Source organism: Pedobacter sp. KBW06, from assembly GCF_003852525.1.
Taxonomy (GTDB): Bacteria; Bacteroidota; Bacteroidia; order Sphingobacteriales; family Sphingobacteriaceae; genus Pedobacter.
This window is the reverse complement of the sequence record NZ_QAJL01000004.1, coordinates 820,899-839,490: the sequence shown is the minus strand read 5'-3', so window position 1 is coordinate 839,490 and position 18,592 is coordinate 820,899. Positions and strand designations below refer to the sequence as shown.

The 18,592-nt window shown below is 39.7% G+C and carries 23 protein-coding genes; 8 read left to right on the top strand and 15 right to left on the bottom strand.

The features are described 5' to 3' along the window. The first annotated feature begins 16 nt into the window (after positions 1-16). The gene (gene def / locus DBR43_RS25855) at positions 17-577 is read left to right on the top strand and encodes a peptide deformylase (RefSeq protein WP_124586205.1); all 561 of its coding nucleotides are present in this window, start codon (positions 17-19) and stop codon (positions 575-577) included. Here def and DBR43_RS25850 read toward each other — a convergent pair. The 3 genes from DBR43_RS25850 to DBR43_RS25840 are packed head-to-tail and all read right to left on the bottom strand — an operon-like array spanning position 574 to position 2,627. Further along, complete coding sequence (locus DBR43_RS25850) at positions 574-1,215, bottom strand: hypothetical protein (RefSeq protein WP_124586204.1); 642 nt, start codon at positions 1,213-1,215, stop codon at positions 574-576. The genes def and DBR43_RS25850 overlap by 4 nt on opposite strands. A 53-nt stretch (positions 1,216-1,268) precedes the next feature. Continuing rightward, a complete protein-coding gene (locus tag DBR43_RS25845; protein ID WP_069378271.1) occupies positions 1,269-1,514 on the bottom strand; it encodes a NifU family protein in 246 nt (81 codons plus the stop codon). A 36-nt stretch (positions 1,515-1,550) separates the two neighbouring features. Then, positions 1,551-2,627, bottom strand: a complete 1,077-nt coding sequence (locus DBR43_RS25840) for an Mrp/NBP35 family ATP-binding protein (RefSeq protein WP_199757129.1) — start codon at positions 2,625-2,627, stop codon at positions 1,551-1,553. A gap of 117 nt (positions 2,628-2,744) precedes the next feature. Here DBR43_RS25840 and DBR43_RS25835 point away from each other — a divergent pair, with 117 nt between their 5' ends. From DBR43_RS25835 to DBR43_RS25825, 3 genes are read left to right on the top strand one after another with little or no spacing between them, the layout of a single operon-like run. Beyond that, positions 2,745-4,919, top strand: coding sequence for a transglycosylase domain-containing protein (locus tag DBR43_RS25835; RefSeq protein WP_124586203.1), 2,175 nt, complete (start codon positions 2,745-2,747; stop codon positions 4,917-4,919). Between the two features lie 19 nt (positions 4,920-4,938). Next, positions 4,939-5,496, top strand: coding sequence for a hypoxanthine phosphoribosyltransferase (gene hpt / locus DBR43_RS25830; RefSeq protein WP_124586202.1), 558 nt, complete (start codon positions 4,939-4,941; stop codon positions 5,494-5,496). A gap of 53 nt (positions 5,497-5,549) precedes the next feature. After that, positions 5,550-6,209 (top strand): phosphatidylserine decarboxylase family protein, encoded by a 660-nt coding sequence (locus DBR43_RS25825; protein WP_124586201.1) that lies wholly within the window; start codon positions 5,550-5,552, stop codon positions 6,207-6,209. Between the two features lie 424 nt (positions 6,210-6,633). Here the strand turns inward: DBR43_RS25825 and DBR43_RS25820 are convergent, their stop codons facing one another. The 5 genes from DBR43_RS25820 to DBR43_RS25800 all read right to left on the bottom strand — a co-directional run bounded on the left by DBR43_RS25820 (position 6,634) and on the right by DBR43_RS25800 (position 10,512). Beyond that, positions 6,634-7,785 (bottom strand): mechanosensitive ion channel family protein, encoded by a 1,152-nt coding sequence (locus tag DBR43_RS25820; protein WP_124586200.1) that lies wholly within the window; start codon positions 7,783-7,785, stop codon positions 6,634-6,636. 1 nt (position 7,786) lies between these two features. Beyond that, positions 7,787-9,013: a Glu/Leu/Phe/Val dehydrogenase dimerization domain-containing protein gene (locus DBR43_RS25815; RefSeq protein WP_124586199.1), complete on the bottom strand. Its 1,227-nt coding sequence runs from the start codon at positions 9,011-9,013 to the stop codon at positions 7,787-7,789. A 167-nt stretch (positions 9,014-9,180) separates the two neighbouring features. Then, positions 9,181-9,528: a 50S ribosomal protein L19 gene (rplS, locus tag DBR43_RS25810; protein WP_008241658.1), complete on the bottom strand. Its 348-nt coding sequence runs from the start codon at positions 9,526-9,528 to the stop codon at positions 9,181-9,183. A gap of 192 nt (positions 9,529-9,720) precedes the next feature. Further along, positions 9,721-10,017 (bottom strand): hypothetical protein, encoded by a 297-nt coding sequence (locus tag DBR43_RS25805; protein ID WP_124586198.1) that lies wholly within the window; start codon positions 10,015-10,017, stop codon positions 9,721-9,723. Between the two features lie 186 nt (positions 10,018-10,203). Beyond that, positions 10,204-10,512, bottom strand: coding sequence for a hypothetical protein (locus DBR43_RS25800; RefSeq protein WP_124586197.1), 309 nt, complete (start codon positions 10,510-10,512; stop codon positions 10,204-10,206). A gap of 123 nt (positions 10,513-10,635) precedes the next feature. On the opposite strand from DBR43_RS25800, the gene DBR43_RS25795 reads away from it, so the two are divergent. After that, complete coding sequence (locus DBR43_RS25795; protein ID WP_124586196.1) at positions 10,636-10,992, top strand: hypothetical protein; 357 nt, start codon at positions 10,636-10,638, stop codon at positions 10,990-10,992. Here DBR43_RS25795 and trmD read toward each other — a convergent pair. The 3 genes from trmD to DBR43_RS25780 form a co-directional block, all read right to left on the bottom strand. Next, on the bottom strand, positions 10,989-11,666 hold the full coding sequence (trmD, locus tag DBR43_RS25790) for a tRNA (guanosine(37)-N1)-methyltransferase TrmD (protein WP_124586195.1): 678 nt from the start codon (positions 11,664-11,666) through the stop codon (positions 10,989-10,991). The two genes, DBR43_RS25795 and trmD, sit on opposite strands and share 4 nt — an antisense overlap. 14 nt (positions 11,667-11,680) lie before the next feature. Beyond that, the gene (gene rimM, locus DBR43_RS25785; protein WP_124586194.1) at positions 11,681-12,208 is read right to left on the bottom strand and encodes a ribosome maturation factor RimM; all 528 of its coding nucleotides are present in this window, start codon (positions 12,206-12,208) and stop codon (positions 11,681-11,683) included. Positions 12,209-12,320: 112 nt separating this feature from the next. Next, positions 12,321-12,890: a 30S ribosomal protein S16 gene (locus DBR43_RS25780; RefSeq protein WP_124586193.1), complete on the bottom strand. Its 570-nt coding sequence runs from the start codon at positions 12,888-12,890 to the stop codon at positions 12,321-12,323. 163 nt (positions 12,891-13,053) lie between these two features. On the opposite strand from DBR43_RS25780, the gene DBR43_RS25775 reads away from it, so the two are divergent. Further along, complete coding sequence (locus DBR43_RS25775) at positions 13,054-13,584, top strand: 5' nucleotidase, NT5C type (RefSeq protein ID WP_233603218.1); 531 nt, start codon at positions 13,054-13,056, stop codon at positions 13,582-13,584. A gap of 42 nt (positions 13,585-13,626) precedes the next feature. After that, on the top strand, positions 13,627-13,947 hold the full coding sequence (locus tag DBR43_RS25770) for a YbjQ family protein (RefSeq protein ID WP_069378284.1): 321 nt from the start codon (positions 13,627-13,629) through the stop codon (positions 13,945-13,947). 64 nt (positions 13,948-14,011) lie between these two features. Here DBR43_RS25770 and pfkA read toward each other — a convergent pair whose 3' ends face one another. The 4 genes from pfkA to DBR43_RS25750 all read right to left on the bottom strand — a co-directional run bounded on the left by pfkA (position 14,012) and on the right by DBR43_RS25750 (position 18,176). Next, positions 14,012-14,995: a 6-phosphofructokinase gene (gene pfkA / locus DBR43_RS25765; RefSeq protein WP_124586192.1), complete on the bottom strand. Its 984-nt coding sequence runs from the start codon at positions 14,993-14,995 to the stop codon at positions 14,012-14,014. Further along, on the bottom strand, positions 14,988-16,697 hold the full coding sequence (locus tag DBR43_RS25760; protein ID WP_124586191.1) for a protein-disulfide reductase DsbD family protein: 1,710 nt from the start codon (positions 16,695-16,697) through the stop codon (positions 14,988-14,990). The genes pfkA and DBR43_RS25760 overlap by 8 nt, the downstream gene beginning before the upstream one ends. Positions 16,698-16,950: 253 nt before the next feature. After that, a complete protein-coding gene (locus tag DBR43_RS25755) occupies positions 16,951-17,400 on the bottom strand; it encodes a protein-disulfide reductase DsbD N-terminal domain-containing protein (protein WP_124586190.1) in 450 nt (149 codons plus the stop codon). After that, complete coding sequence (locus DBR43_RS25750) at positions 17,397-18,176, bottom strand: biotin--[acetyl-CoA-carboxylase] ligase (RefSeq protein ID WP_124586189.1); 780 nt, start codon at positions 18,174-18,176, stop codon at positions 17,397-17,399. Before DBR43_RS25750 ends, DBR43_RS25755 begins: the two co-directional genes overlap by 4 nt. A gap of 41 nt (positions 18,177-18,217) precedes the next feature. On the opposite strand from DBR43_RS25750, the gene rsfS reads away from it, so the two are divergent. Beyond that, complete coding sequence (gene rsfS / locus DBR43_RS25745; protein ID WP_124586188.1) at positions 18,218-18,592, top strand: ribosome silencing factor; 375 nt, start codon at positions 18,218-18,220, stop codon at positions 18,590-18,592.

Sequence of the window (18,592 nt, the reverse complement as noted above, 5' to 3'; positions counted from 1 at the left end):
TTTGTATTTTTGCATTATGAAATTACCTATTGTAGCATATGGCGATCCGGTATTGAAAAAGGTTTGTGCTCCTATTGAGCAGGACTATCCGGATTTAAAACAATTAATCAGTAACATGTTCGAGACCATGTATAATGCTCATGGAATTGGTTTAGCCGCTCCTCAGATTGGATTACCTATCCGGTTATTTATTGTGGATACCGGCGTGGATGAAGAGGAAAAGAAAGGCTTCAAAAGTGCGTTCATCAATGCAGAAATTCTGGAAGAAACAGGTGAACCCTGGGCTTTCAATGAAGGATGCCTGAGCATTCCTGATATCAGGGAAGACGTGATGCGTAAACCCAATATACTTATCAGATATTATGATGAAAACTGGGAGCTGCACGAGGAAAAAATTAACGGCATATTAGCCCGCGTGATCCAACATGAATACGATCATATTCAGGGTAAACTGTTTACGGAAACTTTAAGTCTATTGCGCAAAAGAATGCTGAAAAGCAAACTGGACGCGATTTCTAAAGGAAATGTAAAGGTAGATTATAAAATGCGTTTCCCACAGCAGAGCAGAAGGCGTTAATTTCCTTCGCTCCTGCTCTTATCTCCTTTGAATATGGATTGCATCAACTTACCCCATGCAAATGGGTTTAAAAGCGGGTTGGTTTGCACCATATTCTTGTTTAAGGCCCGGTCATGATTTAGTCTGAAGTTAATCCCGGAAATCTCTCCGGCATCCCTAGGAAGGGTTTGAATCAATCCCGAAATACTTTCCTGAGATACGTTTCTGATGGCGATAGAAAAATCATCATCGGCAATTTTCATGGCCATAAAATCCCTTGTAAACTCCTCTACAGTAGCCCAGGGATATACCCTGACGGTAGGCAGATTCACAATCTCTGATTTTAATTTCACCATTGCTGTATATTTACTGTCATCGATCTGCGTCGGGATAGGCAGGAGTAAATCCCTGTATCCTACAGCTGTATAAAGGATGGTATCGCCAGGATGGGCAATAAAGGAAAAATATCCCTTATAGTTGGCGGCATACCGTTGCCCTTTATTTGTCAAATTGGTAACCGTTACATAAGGCACCACAGTATTACTGTCTACATCGGTAATTATTCCGGTAAACTGAATCAACTTCTTACTTCCCGTAGTTTGCTGTGCAAACGCAGAAGAAATGAAAAGAAGCAATAATAAGGTGAGTGAATACTTCATATACAAAAATAGCGGTATTAATTAAAACGGCTAGTTAAATAGTGTTAAAACAATTATACCGGCTCTGCAAGGTTAATGGCAACGACAGAAGTAATCTGTGGAACAGCCTTCATAATCGCCTGTTCAATACCAGCTTTCATCGTCATAAAGCTCATTTTGCAAGACCCGCAGTTTCCTAATAATTTCAATTTAACTACATTATCCGCCGTAATCTCTTCTATTGCAACATCTCCACCATCAGCGATTAAATATGGTCTGATCGTTTCTAATGCCTGCTCTACTTGTTGTGTTAAATCCATTTTGGTAATTTTTTAAAGTATAAAAATAGTAATTTTTTAGCAATTAACACTCAGCGAGTTATTAATTGCGACTTGTTGTGCGACCTTTCCCGCAATCTCTGCAAAAGAAGCGGATATCCTGCTTTCTTTATTCAATGCAATTGGCGCACCTTTATCACCCGCTTCGGTAATTCCCTGAACGATTGGGATTTCCCCTAAGAAAGGTACCTCAAATGATTTTGCCAATTCCTTCCCGCCATCTTTTCCGAAAAGATAATATTTATTCCCAGGTAATTCTTCCGGGGTAAAGTAAGCCATATTCTCAATTACTCCCAATACAGGAATATTGATACTTGGCATTTTAAACATCGCCAATCCTTTTCTGGTATCCGCCAGGGCTACCTGTTGAGGTGTCGTTACAATAACAGCCCCTGCGATCGGGAAACTCTGGGTGATGGTGATGTGAATGTCACCTGTTCCCGGAGGAAGATCTACGATCAGGTAATCCAATTCTCCCCAGTCGGCATCATTAAACAATTGCTTAACCGCATTAGAGGCCATTGGCCCGCGCCATGGTACCGGCTGATCCGGATCTGCAAAAAAGCCTAAAGACAAAAGCTTAATCCCATATTTTTCAATAGGAAGGATTAGCGTTTTTCCATCTTCAGTTTCTCTTGCACTTGGTTTAGCCCCTACAAGATCAAACATCGTCGGAACAGAAGGCCCATAAATATCTGCGTCGATCAGGCCTACCTTTGCACCATCAGCAGCCAGGGCAATGGCAAGGTTACTTGCTACCGTTGACTTTCCTACACCGCCTTTTCCTGAAGAAACCAGCAAAATATTGCGAATGTCTTTCAGTTGGTTAATGTCCATAGGCTTGGTTACCCTGGAAGTAATATTGATTTCTATTTCGGCTTCCTGGCTTACAAAATGTTTTACGGCGTTGAAACATGCATTTTTCAGCATATCTTTCATCGGGCAGGCTGGAGTTGTGAGTTCTAAAGTAAAACTCACGTTCTTATCTTCTATTTTCAAATCCTTGATCATGTTCAAAGTCACCAGATCTTTTTTAAGATCAGGGTCTTCAACATTTCTCAGAGCGGCTAGAACTTGTTCTGGACTAATTATCATTAGCCAAAAATAACAAAAGACGGCCACAATTAATTGACTTTAGGCTTTTTAAGTGTAATTTTAACACGAAATAAACATTTGCGTTTAACGTTTAGCAATTATTATCTATTTTACAGCATGCATCTTCCAAAAATTAACATCCCTAAAAAATACCTGAAAATTGGCGCATGGGTGTTAGGGCTTTTTCTATTGCTATCCGTTGTTCTTGGCTCTATAGCCTATAGCAAAAGAGAGGCGTTATTAAAAACAATGATGGCCAAAGCAATTGCTAAAGCCGATAAAGACTATGGTCTCGACATTAAAATCGGGGAATCCGGATTCAGCGGACTCAGTACGGTCCACATGAAAAACATTTCTGTAGTCCCAAAAGATCGCGATACCCTTTCTACCATCGATGATTTTACTGTCGGGGTAAAGCTTTTTCCCCTGATTTTCGGAAATGTCAAACTCTCCGAGATTATCCTGAACAAGGGAACACTGAATGTGGTGTTCAAAGATTCTTTAAGCAATCTGGACTTTTTTCTGAAACGGAAAAAGAAAACCACCGAAAAGAAAACCAAGTCAGACCTCGCGGATATTGCGCATAACCTGCTGAACCAGGTCTTATATAAGATTCCTGACAATATGGAAATAAAAAACCTGATGCTCAAGGTCAACGACAATGATACCTCAAAACTGAAATTCTTAACCACTACCGCTACGATAAACGACGGAGACCTCCTCTCTACCATTCTGGTGAATGACAACGCTGCAACATGGCACGTTAACGGAACTGTTAAGCCCGGCAAAAAACAATTAGATGTCATGCTCTTTGCCGATAATAAAAAGGTGGAGCTTCCATACCTCGAAAATAAGCTCAAGGCTAAATTCAGCTTTGATACCGTGAGAACCGAAATGAAAAGTGCAGACTACAGTGGTGATGATTTCAAGATTAAAGGATCCTGGTCTGTAAAAAACCTCCTGGTTAACCATCCAAAAATTGCATCCAATGACATTGTCGTTTCCGATGCCAAAATTGATGCGGATATGCTTATTGGCCCTAATTATGTTGCATTGGATAGTTCATCTACGGTTTTTCTGAAAAAAGCAATCCTCCATCCTTACTTAAAATACACCTTATCTCCGAATAAAATTTATGAGGTAAAGATTATGGCACCGGAGCAGGACGCTCAGGAAGTATTAAATGCATTTCCTCAGGGCTTGTTTGAGTCTCTGGACGGTCTGAAAGTGAGTGGAAAAGTAAGATATGACCTTAATTTTTACCTGGATAGTGCTATTCCGGACAGTGTCCGTTTCAATTCAGGTTTAACCCCAAGTAATTTCAAAATCCTTCAATGGGGGAAAACAAATCTTCAAAAGATCAATAAAGATTTTGTTTATACGCCCTATGAACGTGGAAAGCCAATGCGTGACATCCTGATTGGTCCGTCCAACCCGAATTTCACCCCGCTGTCTGGCGTTTCCAGTAACTTCAAAAATGCGATTTTAACGTCCGAAGATCCTTCCTTCTTCACCCATAAAGGATTTGTACAGGAGTCTATCCGTAAATCTTTCGCTGTAAATTTCAAGGAAAAGAAATTTGTTCGGGGCGGAAGTACGATCTCTATGCAGCTGGTAAAAAATGTCTTTCTCAGCAGACAGAAAACACTGGCCAGAAAGGCAGAAGAGATTCTTATTGTTTGGCTGATTGAAAACAACCGCCTGATCAGTAAAAACAGAATGTTGGAAGTTTATTTCAACATCATAGAAATGGGGCAAAATATTTATGGAATCGGTGAAGCTACAAGGTATTATTTTGGAAAAAGACCTTCAGACCTCAATATTGGTGAGGGAATTTTCCTCGCGAATATTGTTCCCCGCCCAAAAATTGCACTGTATAAATTTAGAGGGGACGGAGGCCTGAAAGACTACCTGTACCCTTATTTCAAGTACATCGGGAACATTATGGCTAAACGTGGCCTGACACCTCCCGACAGCAGTGGCTATGGTTTTTACAATGTACAATTGAGAGCTGGTCTTAGACAATACCTGCTGCCAGACTCCACTACGGTTGATACAACGGCATTTGACAATGAAGATCCGCTACCGGCGATTGAAACACATGACGAATCAAAAAGTCTGTTCGACCGCATCTTTGGCGGAGGCTCTAAGAAAGATACTGCTTCGAGACCTGCTGTAAAAACAGATAGCCTTCAAAAAACGAAAAAGCAACTCAGACAGGAACGAAGAGAGCAGCGAAGGAAAGAAAAAGAATTAGAAAAACAACTGGAACAATCAAAAGCGAACCCTTAAGTTGTTGGTATAAACGAACATGAACACGATTAAAATAGAAGACAAGGAATTCGAAATACTACTCGAAAACGACAACATTGCCAAACGAACCCGATTAATAGGGATTCAGATCAATGTGGATTACGAAAACAGATGTCCCGTTTTTATTGGGGTATTAAATGGGAGTTTCCTGTTTATGGCTGACCTGGTAAAAGAGATTACAGTACCTTGTGAAATGGCCTTTATCCGGGTCTCCTCTTATCAGGATACCCAAAGTACCGGAGAAATTAAAGAAGTATTTGGTCTTCCTGCCAACCTGAAAGACAAAGACATCATCCTTGTTGAAGATATCGTTGATACTGGTTTTACGTTAGGATACATCCTGAAAGAAGTTTATAAACAAGAACCTGCATCTGTTAAGGTTTGCTCGCTCCTGCTAAAACCAGAAGCCTTAAAAGCACCCATTCAAGAGCTGGAATATGTTGGCTTTGAAGTTGCAAATGAGTTTGTTGTTGGCTATGGTTTGGATTATAACGGACTAGGCAGAAACCTCAACCATATTTATAAGGCTAAAACTGTTGCATCCCCTTTACCTTAATGTTATAATTTTTTCTCACTTTTGCAGAAAAGAAACAAATACCCTAATCAACAATGACGATACATAAAGAAGGTTACACCACCATCGCAATATCATTACTTTTCATCTTTATATTGAATGCTATTATTGACTATAGATTTGCAGATATAACGTGGTTAAGATGGTTTGTTTATATTTTTTCAGCTGTTTTATTTCTCATCGTTTTACAGTTTTTCAGGAACCCGAGCAGACAGTTCACGACTGCAGACAATAAAGTAATCTGCCCTGCAGATGGTAAAGTTGTGGTAATTGAAGAAACTGAAGAAGGAGAATATTTTAAAGACAAAAGAATTCAGGTTTCAATATTCATGTCGCCTGTAAATGTGCACATCAACAGAAATCCGATTTCAGGAGTTGTAAAATTCTTCAAATACCATCCTGGTAAATACCTTGCAGCATGGAACCCAAAATCCTCTACTGAGAACGAAAGGACAACAGTAGTGGTAGAGCATGCTAATGGAACCCCTGTATTGTTCAGACAAATTGCAGGTGCGCTTGCCAGACGTATTGTTTGGTATGTAAAAGAAGGTGACGTAGTACAACAAAACAAAGAGTTTGGCTTCATTAAATTTGGCTCCAGAGTGGATATCTTTTTGCCATTGGGCACTAAGGTTAACCTGGAACTAGATCAGGTCGTAAAAGGCGGAATTACCGTCTTAGCGGAATTAAGCTAAGCAAGATCATATTAAAAAAGCCGGTGTTTCCAGGAGACACCGGCTTTTTTATGCGCCATTGCCTGGCCGACAGGAGAAATTAAGGGCTAAAAGCTCCTAAAAAAGATCATTGCGATTCAAGGCCTGAAATCTTTTGCGCTGAAGGGCGCAAAAGATTTCAGGCCTTTTCATAGAACGCCTCTTTTTTGAGGAAATTAAGTTCCATGACCCAAGGGATAAAACCAACCTGGCTTTCTTAATTCGGCTCAGCAAATGATAAGTCAGGCGATAAACAGGTAACATGCGTTGAAAATAGCCGCTTTACAGGAATGGAGTAATATTAAAAAAAAAAGACCGCTGTTCTTTGAAGACATTCGAAGATTTGCCCTTCAGCAAAGATTCGGGGATGAAAAGAATTGCGGTCTTTTTTAGTTCAGAATTTCAATTAACCTGCATTGGCAGCAGCTGCAGCAGGAGGTTCTTCTCCTACTACACGTTGTGTTGGATAGGCAAAGTCAGAGCCATGCTCCTGAACAATCCTGATCAACTGAAAATTAATCTCTTCTTTAACCCTGATATACTCACCATGTGGCATTTGTACCACCAGGTATACCACCTGGATATTTAAAGCCGAATCGCCGAAATTATCAAAAACAGCAAAACCATCCGTTGTTTTAGGATGCTCCGTCAATAAAGTATTAATCGCGGTTACAATTTCTTTTATGGCAGTAGCAGGCGTTTCATAAGTAATGCCAATAAAGAAATTTACCCTGCGGAAGTCTCTTCTGGTTACATTTTCCAGCACACCATCGATCATTGCCCTATTGGGTATAACAATGGTTGTTTTATCTGGGCTAATCAGCCTGGTACTTCTAAAACCAACCTTATCAATAGTCCCTTCCACTCCATCAACCTTAACCACATCCCCTACCGTAAACGGCTTATCCAGGAAAATAGTAAAGGAGCCGATCAGATTTTCGAGACTTTCCTTTGCTGCCAGGGCAATCGCAATACCACCAATCCCTAAACCCGTAATGAGCGTTAAAACATTGATTTCAAAAACATAACCGAGCAGTACAAAAAAGCCAAAGAAACAGATTATGGTCTTGGTGAGTTCCTTCAAAAAAGGAACAAGCTGATCGTCGGCACGATCAGCGGTAAGAGAGGCTTTAAACTTCAGTACATGAGCGATAAAATCAATAATTCTCAGTATGATCCAAAAAATGGAAAGAATAATAAGAAAGAGAAAGACCTTATCTATAGCCTGCCCAAGGGTCACATGTACCGTTTCCTTTGTTTTTTCTATCTGTTTGGCATATCCAAATAATACCAGATTTAAGGGATGCCTTAATTGATTAATGGCCAGATAGTAGGAGCAAAGACTAATGAAGAAAGCAATCGGTTGTAACAGCAGGGCCACAAAAGTATCATCCTTAACTGCAGAAGCAAACTTCTTAAACAACCGGAATAACAGCAGACTTAGCAGTCGTGATATGATTTTCTTAAATAATGCGCCAAATAGAAGGATCGCCGCAAAAAGACAATAGTCTTTAATGGTATTTCCCCAGAATATCTGTTCAAAAAACGGACTATCCATCTTATATCAATTGTTTTAGTGCAATTTCAAATGCAGTTTTAGACAATTCTTTCTTTGCTGCAGATTGTTTATGAATATTTACCATAGCATTGTAAATGATATTAGAAGCGTCAGTAAAAATCGCATCGTCACTCATTTCTACATTTCTTTGCATCAGGTAGGCAAAAACCCTCGCCATTCCACAGTTGGAAATAAAATCAGGGATCACTGCAACATGGCTATCGGCATGCTCCATTATGCTTCCAAAGAAGATCTCTTTGTCTGCAAAAGGAACGTTTGCACCGCATGCAATTACTTCCAGGCCACCAGAGATCATCTGATCCACTTCTGCCTGCTGAACAAGACGGGAAGCCGCTGCCGGAACAAAAATTTCAGCTCCGATGTTCCAAACCTCTTTACTGGCTTGTTCAAATGGGATAAGGTCTGGAGAAACCAATGTATTTCCTTCTCTTTTATTAAACAAATCAATGATTTCGGCCAATGAGAATCCTTCTTTCTTTATCAACCCACCCACACGGTCAATAATCCCAACGACCTTTACACCATGCTGAGCAAGATAATAGCCTGCCGCGGCGGCAACATTACCCCAACCTTGAATAATCGCCTTTTTTCCGGCAATTTCACCTCCCCAGATGTGATAAAAATGCCTGATAGATTCTGCAACACCATATCCGGTGATCATATCAGCTACTTTATATTTTCTTTTGATATCAGGCGTGTAGTTCAGGTCCTCTAAAACCTTAGAGACACCATAGCGCAACTGACCAATCTGATGAATCCGTTCATTTTCTCTGGCCTGGTAGTGCCCGTTGATCACTCCTTCCTGAGGATGCCAAAGTCCATAATTTTCGGTGATGGGGATCACCTCATGGATTTCATCAATGTTCAAATCTCCTCCGGTACCATAATAGCTTTTTAACAAAGGCATTACCGCTTTATACCATCTATCCAGAACTTCCTTTTTTCTTGGATCTGCAGGATCAAAGTTAATTCCCGATTTGGCACCTCCTATAGGGGGACCTGAAACGGTAAATTTCACTTCCATTGTTTTTGCCAAAGATTCGACTTCTCTTTTATCAAGCCCTTTGCGCATACGGGTTCCACCGCCTGCTGCCCCACCACGGAGAGAGTTGATGACTACCCAGCCTTCGGCTTCTGATTCTTTATCTTTCCACTCAAAAACAATTTCGGGTCTTTTCTCTTCGAATTTTTTTAACAGGTCTTTCATTGAATATATGGTTTTTTAGTTCTTACAGATCTCCAAAGGTACTCAAGCCTGAGAACATTTAACATCCACCATACCGACAATTTTTCTACCCTAATTCTACGAAAATACACAAACAAAAAAACCTTCCCGATAATATCGGGAAGGCCATTATGCTTTTTCTAAAGAGATTAAACTCTTTTAGATTTGATACGAGCTGCTTTACCAGTTAATTCACGTAGGTAGAATAGTTTCGCTCTGCGAACTTTACCGTGGCTATTAACCTCTATTTTAGCGATATTAGGCGAATTGATAGGGAATATACGTTCCACACCAACACCATTAGACATTTTACGAACAGTAAACGTTTCATTAGCACCTACACTATTACGTTGTAATACTACACCTTGGTAAATTTGAATACGTTCTTTATTACCTTCGCGAATTTTATAGTGAACACTCACTGTATCTCCTGATTTGAATGCAGGAAACTCATTTTTTGCGATTACCTGCTCTTCAACAAATTTTACTAAATCCATGATTTTAAGCTATTAAGCCGACTTTTTGTTGTTTAAAATCGGACTGCAATATTAGGAAAATTATTTTATAAATGAAAGCGTTTTTTATTTTTTTCCACATTCTTTAACATTTCCACAATCAGGGGCCCGGAAAAGGCCTTTTCGGGCCAAAATTTATTTTATCTTCAGATAGAGCGCATCTGGTTTTGTCTTTTATTTCTGTTCTTCTTCCTGACCACAAGCTTCTTCCCTGATTAAAGTGTCCAGACTTTTCAATTCTATGGGATAATTTGCCAGCTCACCAGCCTTCATTCCAAATATCCCTTCCAGCAACCTTACTGTCGCATACGGAATATCAGCTTTTCCGTTAACCGGAAGCTTACGATAGTTGTGAAAGGTATTAAAAGCGATCTTTAGGTGCTTCGGGATCACTCTACTGGCTGCCTTATAATTTTTAAGGTTCAATTTATTCATTTCTTCTTCAATCTTGTACTTCCTTGGTTCTTCCATAATTTTTAACTGGTTTTGCAATTTTCGTTTACAAATCGTCTTTTGTTGACATATAATACAAAATATTTCTTACAAAATAATATTCATAATACAATTATATACATAAGCGCTATATATACATAATTTATTTCCAATTAATACACTTTACATACTTTTAGGAATATTATTGAATTTAAAAGACCGCTATTAACGGGGCCGTTCTTCCCCTTCTTCCAGAAGCTGAGTCCCGGACTGAAACAAATCCTTTAATTTTTTTACGGAAATCGAATTGTTAATGAGCTCTCCAGACCTCATGTCAAAAAGTTGCTCAAACATCACAACTTTTTCATACGGAATATCTTGAGTGCTATTCCATAAAATATTCCGATAATTATGAAAAGTATTTAGTGAAACTCCCAAAATTTTGGGGATGATTTGTACCGCCATCCGATACTCTCTAACATTGAGCTGATTCAAATAATCATTGATTTTGTACTTTTTAGGGTCTTCAGTCATAACCTTTTATGAAAAATATTATTAATTGTGTATGTTTATCAAAATTATGAGAATAATTACATAATTTTTTAGAACTAATATACTGATTATTTTAGCGAATATAAAAAATACACCTAAATTTTTATGGATATAAAAGCCGTTGTTGATGAAATTCTTCTTGAAAAGAAAAGACCTTTTACCTGGCTTGTGAATCAAATGGATAAAACTTTTGACGGACTGAAGCTCAGTCTGACTAATGAATCTATTAAATACAGAGACATTAAGAAGATGGCTAAAATTTTAGAAGTTCCGCCCTCCGCATTCTTTGAAACGGAAGCAAGGTCCTATAAAACAGAAACAGGTACCAGCATTACCGCAGAATCCAGGAATGAATACAGTGATTTAAAGAATAGTCTCAAGAACTGCAAGGAAATGTCTGCAGCACTAAAAGAACAAATAAAAGATAAGGATAGAATTATCGCCTTACTCAGTAAAGACTAATCTTCCAGTAAGTCAGGCCTCCGTTGCTGCGTTCTCAATAAAGCCTGCTCATGACGCCATTCATTTATTTTCAGCTCATGGCCACTTAGGAGTACATCCGGAACTTTATGACCGTTCCAGTCGGCCGGGCGGGTATACACAGGCGCGTCCAATAGCTCTCCCTGAAAACTATCTGATAACGCTGAAGTCTCATCATTCAATACCCCGGGAATCAATCGTACAATAGCGTCAACGAGAACAGCCGCAGGAAGCTCTCCCCCGGACAAAACATAATCTCCGATGGAAATCTCTCTCGTTACAAACAAATCCCTTATACGCTGATCTATGCCCTTATAATGGCCACATAGAATGATCACATTTCCCTTTCCTGACAATTCATTAGCAATGGTCTGGTTAAAGGTAACGCCATCAGGGCTCATAAAAATCACTTCATCATATTCCCGTTCGCTTTTCAATTGCTCAATACAACTGGCAAAAGGAGGAATTGACATCACCATACCACTACCCCCGCCATAAGGATAATCATCAACGCTTTTTTGTTTGTTTGTTGAATAATCCCTTAGGTTGTGCACGATAATTTCTGCAATTCCTTTTTTCTGCGCACGCTGCAAGATAGAATGGGCAAATGGACTTTCAAGTAAATCAGGTAAAACGGATATGATGTCAAAACGCATACTGCAAAGATAATTTAATTTTCGAGGTAAAGATCGATCAGACCATCAGGAAGATGAACCCTTAAGACACCCTCTTCTTCATCAATTTCAACAATCATGTCATCATTTAAAGGAAACATGATCTCCTTTTCCCGGTAAGATACGGTTGCCACGAATTGCTGAGGATATTCATTTACTTCCAGGATCTCACCAAGTTCTCCATGGATTTCATCCGAAACCAGGTATCCTTTCAAGTCCTCATAGTGAAATTCATCATTTGAGCGGTCCGGCATTTTTGTCAACGGCAAATAGATCTTTTTTCTCAATAAAGGTTGTGCTTTATCAATATGGTCTACATCATCAAAATAAAAATTGCCGGTATTATTGGTATGCAGCTTGTAAGTCGAGACAAAATAAGGTACCATCTTCCCATTAAAATCAGCAAAAACGACATCCAGTTCCAACAATTCAGGCTCATCATATTCAAAAAATAACTGAACCTCTCCTTTTAATCCCTTAGTCTTGGTGATATAACCAATGTAAAATGCTTCTTCAATCTTCATAATCGTATTCCTTAATATCTCAATTCTTCAAAACCGATTTCCATTAAATGAAAATAGCGAAGAATACATTCCCGGGAAAGATTCTTCGCTATTATTCAGAATAACAAAAATATTATGCTTGCTCTTCTTTGTTCTCTTCAGCTGCAGGAGCTTCTTCAGTTGCAGGAGTTTCCTCAGCTGCTTCTTCCGCTACTACTTCTTCTTCAACAACTTCTTCTGCTACTGGAGCATTTTTGATTGCCAAAGCAGCTGCACGATCAGCATTTTTCTTAGTTTCAGCAGCTAATGCCGCTTTTCTAACTTCGTCTTTAGACTTAGTTAAACCGTCTTTTTTACCTTCGATCTGACCATCTTTAGCACCTAACCACTCTGCAAATTTAGCATCTGCCTGTTCTGCTGTTAAAGCACCTTTTTTAACACCACCTTCTAAGTGTTTTTTGTATAAAACACCTTTGTAAGAAAGGATAGCACGACAAGTATCCGTAGGCTCAGCACCTTTGTTAACCCAGTCTAATGTTTTTTCGAAATTGATTTCGATGGTTGCAGGATTGGTGTTTGGGTTATAAGAACCTAAACGCTCAATGAATTTACCATCTCTTGGTGAACGGGAATCCGCTACCACTACGTGGAAAAAAGGTTTCCCTTTTTTACCGAATCTTTGCAATCTGATTTTAGTTGCCATTTCTTTTTATAGTTTATGTATTCAACATAGTTCCCGGAGCTTTATGCTTGCGGGGTTGCAAAAGTAAGTAAAATACTAATGATTAGCAAGATGCAATAATTTTAAATTCAATTAACATAAGTCTTGGGCCAATTGAAGATATTTGGCTAAAACCGAAACCATTATGAGAATAGCAATAGATATGGACGAAGTCCTGGCCGATCCTTTAAGCAAATTTATCAAATTATACCACAGGGATTATGGAGTTCCGCTGGATCTTGTCCCGGCGCCAGGGAACGAAATCTATCACCACGTTCCTGAACATGCCAATCATAAATGGTTTGATTATATCAATGAAAAAGGATTTTTCCGAGACCTTCCATTGATCGAAGGAAGTATTGAAGCCGTCCGTAAATTACAACAGCATCATGATGTCTACATCGTTTCTGCAGCAACAGAATTCCGAAATTCACTCGAAGATAAAATGGATTGGCTTGCCGATCACTTTCCTTTTATCACCTGGCAGAACATCATGTTCTGCGGGAATAAGATCGTAGATGTTGACGTAATGATAGACGATAGGGCAAAGAATTTTATTGGCTTTAAAGGCCGGAAACTATTGTTCAGTTCTCCGCATAATCTCTTGTTGACAGATTACGAACGCGTAGACAACTGGCAGCAGGTTCTGGACAAATTAGTAGGCCCGGAATTGTAACATTTACATGTAAGCAGCATCAAATAACAAAAATAAAACGACATGCTAATTACAACAACAAACTCTATAGAAGGCAAAAAGGTAGTCAAATACATTGGCCTTGTAAGCGGCGAAACCATAATTGGCGCCAATATTTTTAAAGATCTTTTCGCCGGTATCAGAGATATCGTTGGTGGAAGATCCGGTTCATACGAACAGGTATTAAGAGAAGGAAAAAATACAGCAATAAATGAAATGCAGCAGTATGCGGCCGCAATGGGCGCAAATGCGATCATTGGTGTAGACCTGGACTATGAAACCGTAGGAAGCGGCGGCAGCATGCTCATGGTGGCAGCAACAGGAACCGCTGTGATCATTGAATAATAAAAGATATCATCCAATAATAAAGAAAAAGGCCCTGAAAATTCAGGGCCTTTTTCTTTTATACTTACAAGGAAAGTATCTCTACCAACTTTAACCAGGCTGGTGTGATTTCTTTCGCATCAATATGTTTAATTGCATGATCAAAAGGAGTAAAAAGAATTTCACGGTTTTTTTGTCCAACCATTACGCCAGACTGCCCCGCGATTAATCCTTCCACAGCAGTAACACCCAAACGGCTGGCCAATACCCGGTCCATACAGCTTGGCTTTCCTCCACGCTGAATATGTCCTAGTACAGAAACCCTGATGTCATAATGAGGGAATTTCTCTTTCAAAACTTCTCCGACATTAAATGCACCGCCCACTTCATCTCCTTCTGCCACGATGATAATCTTTGATGACTTATCCTTACGTCCTGACTCCAGTCTTGTCACCAGTCCATCAACGCCCATATTTGCTTCAGGGATCATGATAGCTTCTGCTCCAACACCAATTCCACTTCTCAAAGCAATCAGTCCGGAGTCACGCCCCATCACTTCTACAATAAATAAACGATCATGCGACTCTGCCGTATCCCGGATTTTATCTACTGCATTAATTACAGTATTAATAGCTGTATCATAACCTATTGTAAAATCAGTTCCTTCAAGGTCATTGTCGATTGTTCCGGGCAATCCAACTACAGGGAAGTTAAATTCCGTGGTCAGCAAATGAGCACCTGTAAAGGTTCCATCCCCTCCAATCACAATCAGCGCGTCTATGCCCTGATTTACCAACTGACGGTGCGCTTCTGCTCTGCCCTCCTTTGTACGGAAAGCATCACTTCTGGCAGTTTTTAAAATGGTACCACCGCGCTGAATGATATTGGCGACAGATTTCCGGTCCATTTCAATGAAATCGCCATGAATCAGGCCTTCATAGCCTCTCAATATGCCCGTAACTTTCAAATCATAATAGATTCCCGCTCTAACCACTGCCCTAATGGCAGCATTCATTCCCGGAGCGTCACCTCCGGAAGTTAGTACTCCTATATTTTTAATCTTATTCATTTGGTTTTCCAGCGTTTTTAAATTTATCTAAACCACTTTGTAAATATGCAGCATATTCTTTTGCATCAAAAATTGCCCCTTGCGGTTTCACAAGCGGATTCAGGTCATGCCCGGCCAATACGTAAAAAGGCTGAGAATTTGATACATATTTTGTTGCCTGAAAATCACCATTCCATCTTCCAAGATCGTCTGTGGTTGTCCTTAGCACTTCTGAATAATGAACTTTCTCTTTAGGCATTTTTATATTACGCTCATCCACATAAAGCTGGATCAACACATATTCTTCTTTAATCAATCTGCCCACTTCTTTATCAATCCAGACCTTATCCTCCATTTTACGACAATTTACGCAGGCATGTCCTGTAAAGTCAATCAGTACCGGTTTATTTACGCGCTTAGCATAAGCAAGGCCTTCATCCAGATCAAAGAATGAATTGAATCCAACAGGTGGTTTCAATGTTTCACTATATTTAACTGTTGCAGGAAATCCCGAAGGGCTGGCCGAGACTGAAGCTCCGTTTCCATTTAAAATAAAATCCTGAGTATTCATTGGCGGCGCTATTCCACTAAGAATATTTACCGGAGCACCCCACAATCCCGGAACGAGATAGATGGCGAAAGACAACGATAGTATTGCAAAAAACAACCTTGGAACAGAAACGTAGGGAACGTCACTGTCATGAGAGAACTTAATCTTCCCAAGAATGTAAACTCCCATCAGGATGAAAATAATGATCCACAGTGCGAGGAAAATTTCCCTGTCGAACCACTCCCAATGCCAAACCAGGTCGGCAGCAGAGAGAAATTTTAAAGCCAATGCAAGTTCCAGGAAGCCCAGACAAACCTTTACACTATTTAACCATCCACCAGACTTAGGCATTGCACTTAAAAAGCCTGGAAAGATCGCAGACAGGGTAAAAGGAAGCGCTAAGGCCAAAGCAAAGCCAAACATTCCTATCGCCGGGGCAAGAAATTCGCCCTTGGAGCTCGCCTGAACCAATAAAGTCCCGATGATGGGGCCAGTACAGGAGAAAGAAACCAAAGCCAGAGAAGCGGCCATAAAAAAGATCCCTCCCAGTCCTTTGCTGTCGTCCGCCTTTTGATCAACCTTGTTTACAAAAGAACTTGGTAAAGTGATTTCAAAAGCTCCAAAAAAGGAAACCGCAAAAACGACCAGCAACAGAAAAAAGAAGAAATTAAACCAACCACTGGCACTGAGCTCATTTAATTTGGCAGAGCCAAAAACTCCTGTTATTAAAAGGCCAAAAGCCACGTAGATCACAATGATGGAAATACCATAAATAAAAGCCTGCCCAATTCCTTTCTGCCGGCTACCTGCTCTCTTGGTAAAATAACTGACTGTTAACGGTACCATTGGAAAGATACATGGCATCAAAAAAGCAATAAATCCACCTAAAAGACCTGCAATAAATGTTTCCCAAAGTGTTTTTTCTTTTTCTGATGTTCCGGACGCCGCCAGAGGCTGCTGCTTTTCTACCGTTTTATCGACTGCGGCTGCTTTTTTAACCGTATCCTTGACAATATTGTTCGCGGCACTATCCTGAGCTGAACCGACTTCTGTAAAAACCAGTTCTTCTTCAGTTGCTGCCGAATCCGGCTTCTGCACTGACGCAAAGCTATGAGAGAAAAAAGCTGTTGTAAACAACAACAAGAATCCCAACATTAAAAGTCCTTTTTTCATCTGTGTATACATTATGTTTTAAAGGTGATGATACTGCAGTATTTTCTATTTCTTTCAATCGGTTGTCACTGCAGATGATCAATCGCTTTTATGATAAGGGCGTGAAATTAGTTATTATTTTTTATTTAAGCCCCTGAATACGGGCCTCGGCAGGATATTTTTACGCTTCCCCGATAACTCTCTGATTTATTATCCATAAAAAAAGAGCGGCAGAAAATCCCTGCCGCTCTTTTTCGGGCTAAACGCCTGATTTCTACTTTACAGGAATGTTAAAGCTAACCTCATCAGGAGGCAAACATTGCTTATCATTACACACCATAAACTCTACAGTTCCTTTCACCGTTGCAGTAGCCTTATTCAGCTTCACCTTTTGTTGAAAGACCACCTGATTTCCAAAATAACTTACGTTCATTTTAAAGTTCTCATCAAAGTAAGTTGTTGCTTTAGGCTCTGTCGTTTTTCCTACAGGGGTATAATCTTTTGACGAAGCAAAAGAAAAGACTGTTTTATTTGGCCCACCGGGCTTCAGATTCTGAGAATAGATGTGCCATCCTTCTTCCATATTCGCCTTCAGATAAACCACAGCTTCCGTTTTACTTATTTTCTTAGCAGCATAAGACCAGGTTACGGGTTTTTCGATCTGGGCAGAAGCCCCGATTACCGCAAATAATACGAATGCCAGTATCAGACTGATTTTTTTCATGGTGTATTGTTTAAAAACTCTATTTCTTTAAAATTATAATACTTCAATATTCCGCTTGTCAGGACACCGAGTAAACCGGATTCTGTAACTTCAATGATCCTTCCTTCAATAACCTCGCCATTTTGGCGGTACGCCGCAGGTTCGTTAAATTTATACAGTCCATTGACATAGTCTTCCATCAACTGGCTATAGTTTCCTGCCTTCAACTGAAGGTATTGTTTTTCAATATGACTGCAAATTTCTGCTAATAGCTCAATTAAATTAACATCCTGTTGTAAAATTTCTCTCAGTGAAGTGGCCCTTTTTAGCTGTTTCGGATCAAAATGAAGCTGATTAACATTGATGCCAATACCGATAATACTCGCCTTGTAGGTGGCTCCAGACAGGATATTTTCAATCAATACCCCTCCCATCTTTTGATCCGCATAATAAATATCATTCGGCCATTTAATCCCAATCCCATTCTTGACAAAAAGACTCAGCGCATTTCGAATACCAATGCTCACAGCCATATTAAGAAGGAATTGCTTCGCCACCGGTAAGAAAGATGGCTTCAGATAAATGCTAAAAGTCAGGTTCTTTCCAGGCTCAGCATGCCAGACATTGTTATGCTGCCCTCTGCCTGCGAATTGTTTATCTGCCATAATAACAGTTCCTTCGGTTAATGGCTCGGAATTTGACACCAACACTTTTAAAAAGTTATTGGTAGAATCAACCTCTAATAATTTGATAAGATTTTGACCAACAAATAATGTTGAAAAAGTGTTATTTTGCAAGTGTTGATTGTATATTTGTTTATCAAAACTAAAACATTTTAATGGTAAAAAAGAAAATTGTAAACCTTTCTACATACCTCTCAGAGATAGCCGTTCATGGCATACAGGAAAAAAAAGGGAATGATATTGTGCGTTTAGACCTAAGGGAACTTAACAGTTCTGTTTCTGATTTCTTTATCATCTGCAATGCAGATTCGGCTACACAAGTAAAGGCCATTGCCGACAGTGTAGAAGATGAAATCTATAAAAGCACCCAAACCAATCCATGGAGAAAAGAAGGGCTCGAAAGCGCAGAGTGGATCATCCTGGATTATTTCGATATTGTAGTTCACATATTTAAAACTGAAAAGCGAGACTTTTACGGAATTGAAGACCTTTGGGGGGATGCCCAGTCGACAAGCTATAAAAGCGCCTAA

Coding starts and splice junctions, on each gene's coding strand:
- def (WP_124586205.1), top strand. CDS start 17: ATGAAATTACCTATTGTAGCATATGGCGATCCGGTATTGAAAAAGGTT.
- DBR43_RS25850 (WP_124586204.1), bottom strand. CDS start 1,215: ATGAAGTATTCACTCACCTTATTATTGCTTCTTTTCATTTCTTCTGCG.
- DBR43_RS25845 (WP_069378271.1), bottom strand. CDS start 1,514: ATGGATTTAACACAACAAGTAGAGCAGGCATTAGAAACGATCAGACCA.
- DBR43_RS25840 (WP_199757129.1), bottom strand. CDS start 2,627: ATGATAATTAGTCCAGAACAAGTTCTAGCCGCTCTGAGAAATGTTGAA.
- DBR43_RS25835 (WP_124586203.1), top strand. CDS start 2,745: ATGCATCTTCCAAAAATTAACATCCCTAAAAAATACCTGAAAATTGGC.
- hpt (WP_124586202.1), top strand. CDS start 4,939: ATGAACACGATTAAAATAGAAGACAAGGAATTCGAAATACTACTCGAA.
- DBR43_RS25825 (WP_124586201.1), top strand. CDS start 5,550: ATGACGATACATAAAGAAGGTTACACCACCATCGCAATATCATTACTT.
- DBR43_RS25820 (WP_124586200.1), bottom strand. CDS start 7,785: ATGGATAGTCCGTTTTTTGAACAGATATTCTGGGGAAATACCATTAAA.
- DBR43_RS25815 (WP_124586199.1), bottom strand. CDS start 9,013: ATGAAAGACCTGTTAAAAAAATTCGAAGAGAAAAGACCCGAAATTGTT.
- rplS (WP_008241658.1), bottom strand. CDS start 9,528: ATGGATTTAGTAAAATTTGTTGAAGAGCAGGTAATCGCAAAAAATGAG.
- DBR43_RS25805 (WP_124586198.1), bottom strand. CDS start 10,017: ATGGAAGAACCAAGGAAGTACAAGATTGAAGAAGAAATGAATAAATTG.
- DBR43_RS25800 (WP_124586197.1), bottom strand. CDS start 10,512: ATGACTGAAGACCCTAAAAAGTACAAAATCAATGATTATTTGAATCAG.
- DBR43_RS25795 (WP_124586196.1), top strand. CDS start 10,636: ATGGATATAAAAGCCGTTGTTGATGAAATTCTTCTTGAAAAGAAAAGA.
- trmD (WP_124586195.1), bottom strand. CDS start 11,666: ATGCGTTTTGACATCATATCCGTTTTACCTGATTTACTTGAAAGTCCA.
- rimM (WP_124586194.1), bottom strand. CDS start 12,208: ATGAAGATTGAAGAAGCATTTTACATTGGTTATATCACCAAGACTAAG.
- DBR43_RS25780 (WP_124586193.1), bottom strand. CDS start 12,890: ATGGCAACTAAAATCAGATTGCAAAGATTCGGTAAAAAAGGGAAACCT.
- DBR43_RS25775 (WP_233603218.1), top strand. CDS start 13,054: ATGAGAATAGCAATAGATATGGACGAAGTCCTGGCCGATCCTTTAAGC.
- DBR43_RS25770 (WP_069378284.1), top strand. CDS start 13,627: ATGCTAATTACAACAACAAACTCTATAGAAGGCAAAAAGGTAGTCAAA.
- pfkA (WP_124586192.1), bottom strand. CDS start 14,995: ATGAATAAGATTAAAAATATAGGAGTACTAACTTCCGGAGGTGACGCT.
- DBR43_RS25760 (WP_124586191.1), bottom strand. CDS start 16,697: ATGAAAAAAGGACTTTTAATGTTGGGATTCTTGTTGTTGTTTACAACA.
- DBR43_RS25755 (WP_124586190.1), bottom strand. CDS start 17,400: ATGAAAAAAATCAGTCTGATACTGGCATTCGTATTATTTGCGGTAATC.
- rsfS (WP_124586188.1), top strand. CDS start 18,218: ATGGTAAAAAAGAAAATTGTAAACCTTTCTACATACCTCTCAGAGATA.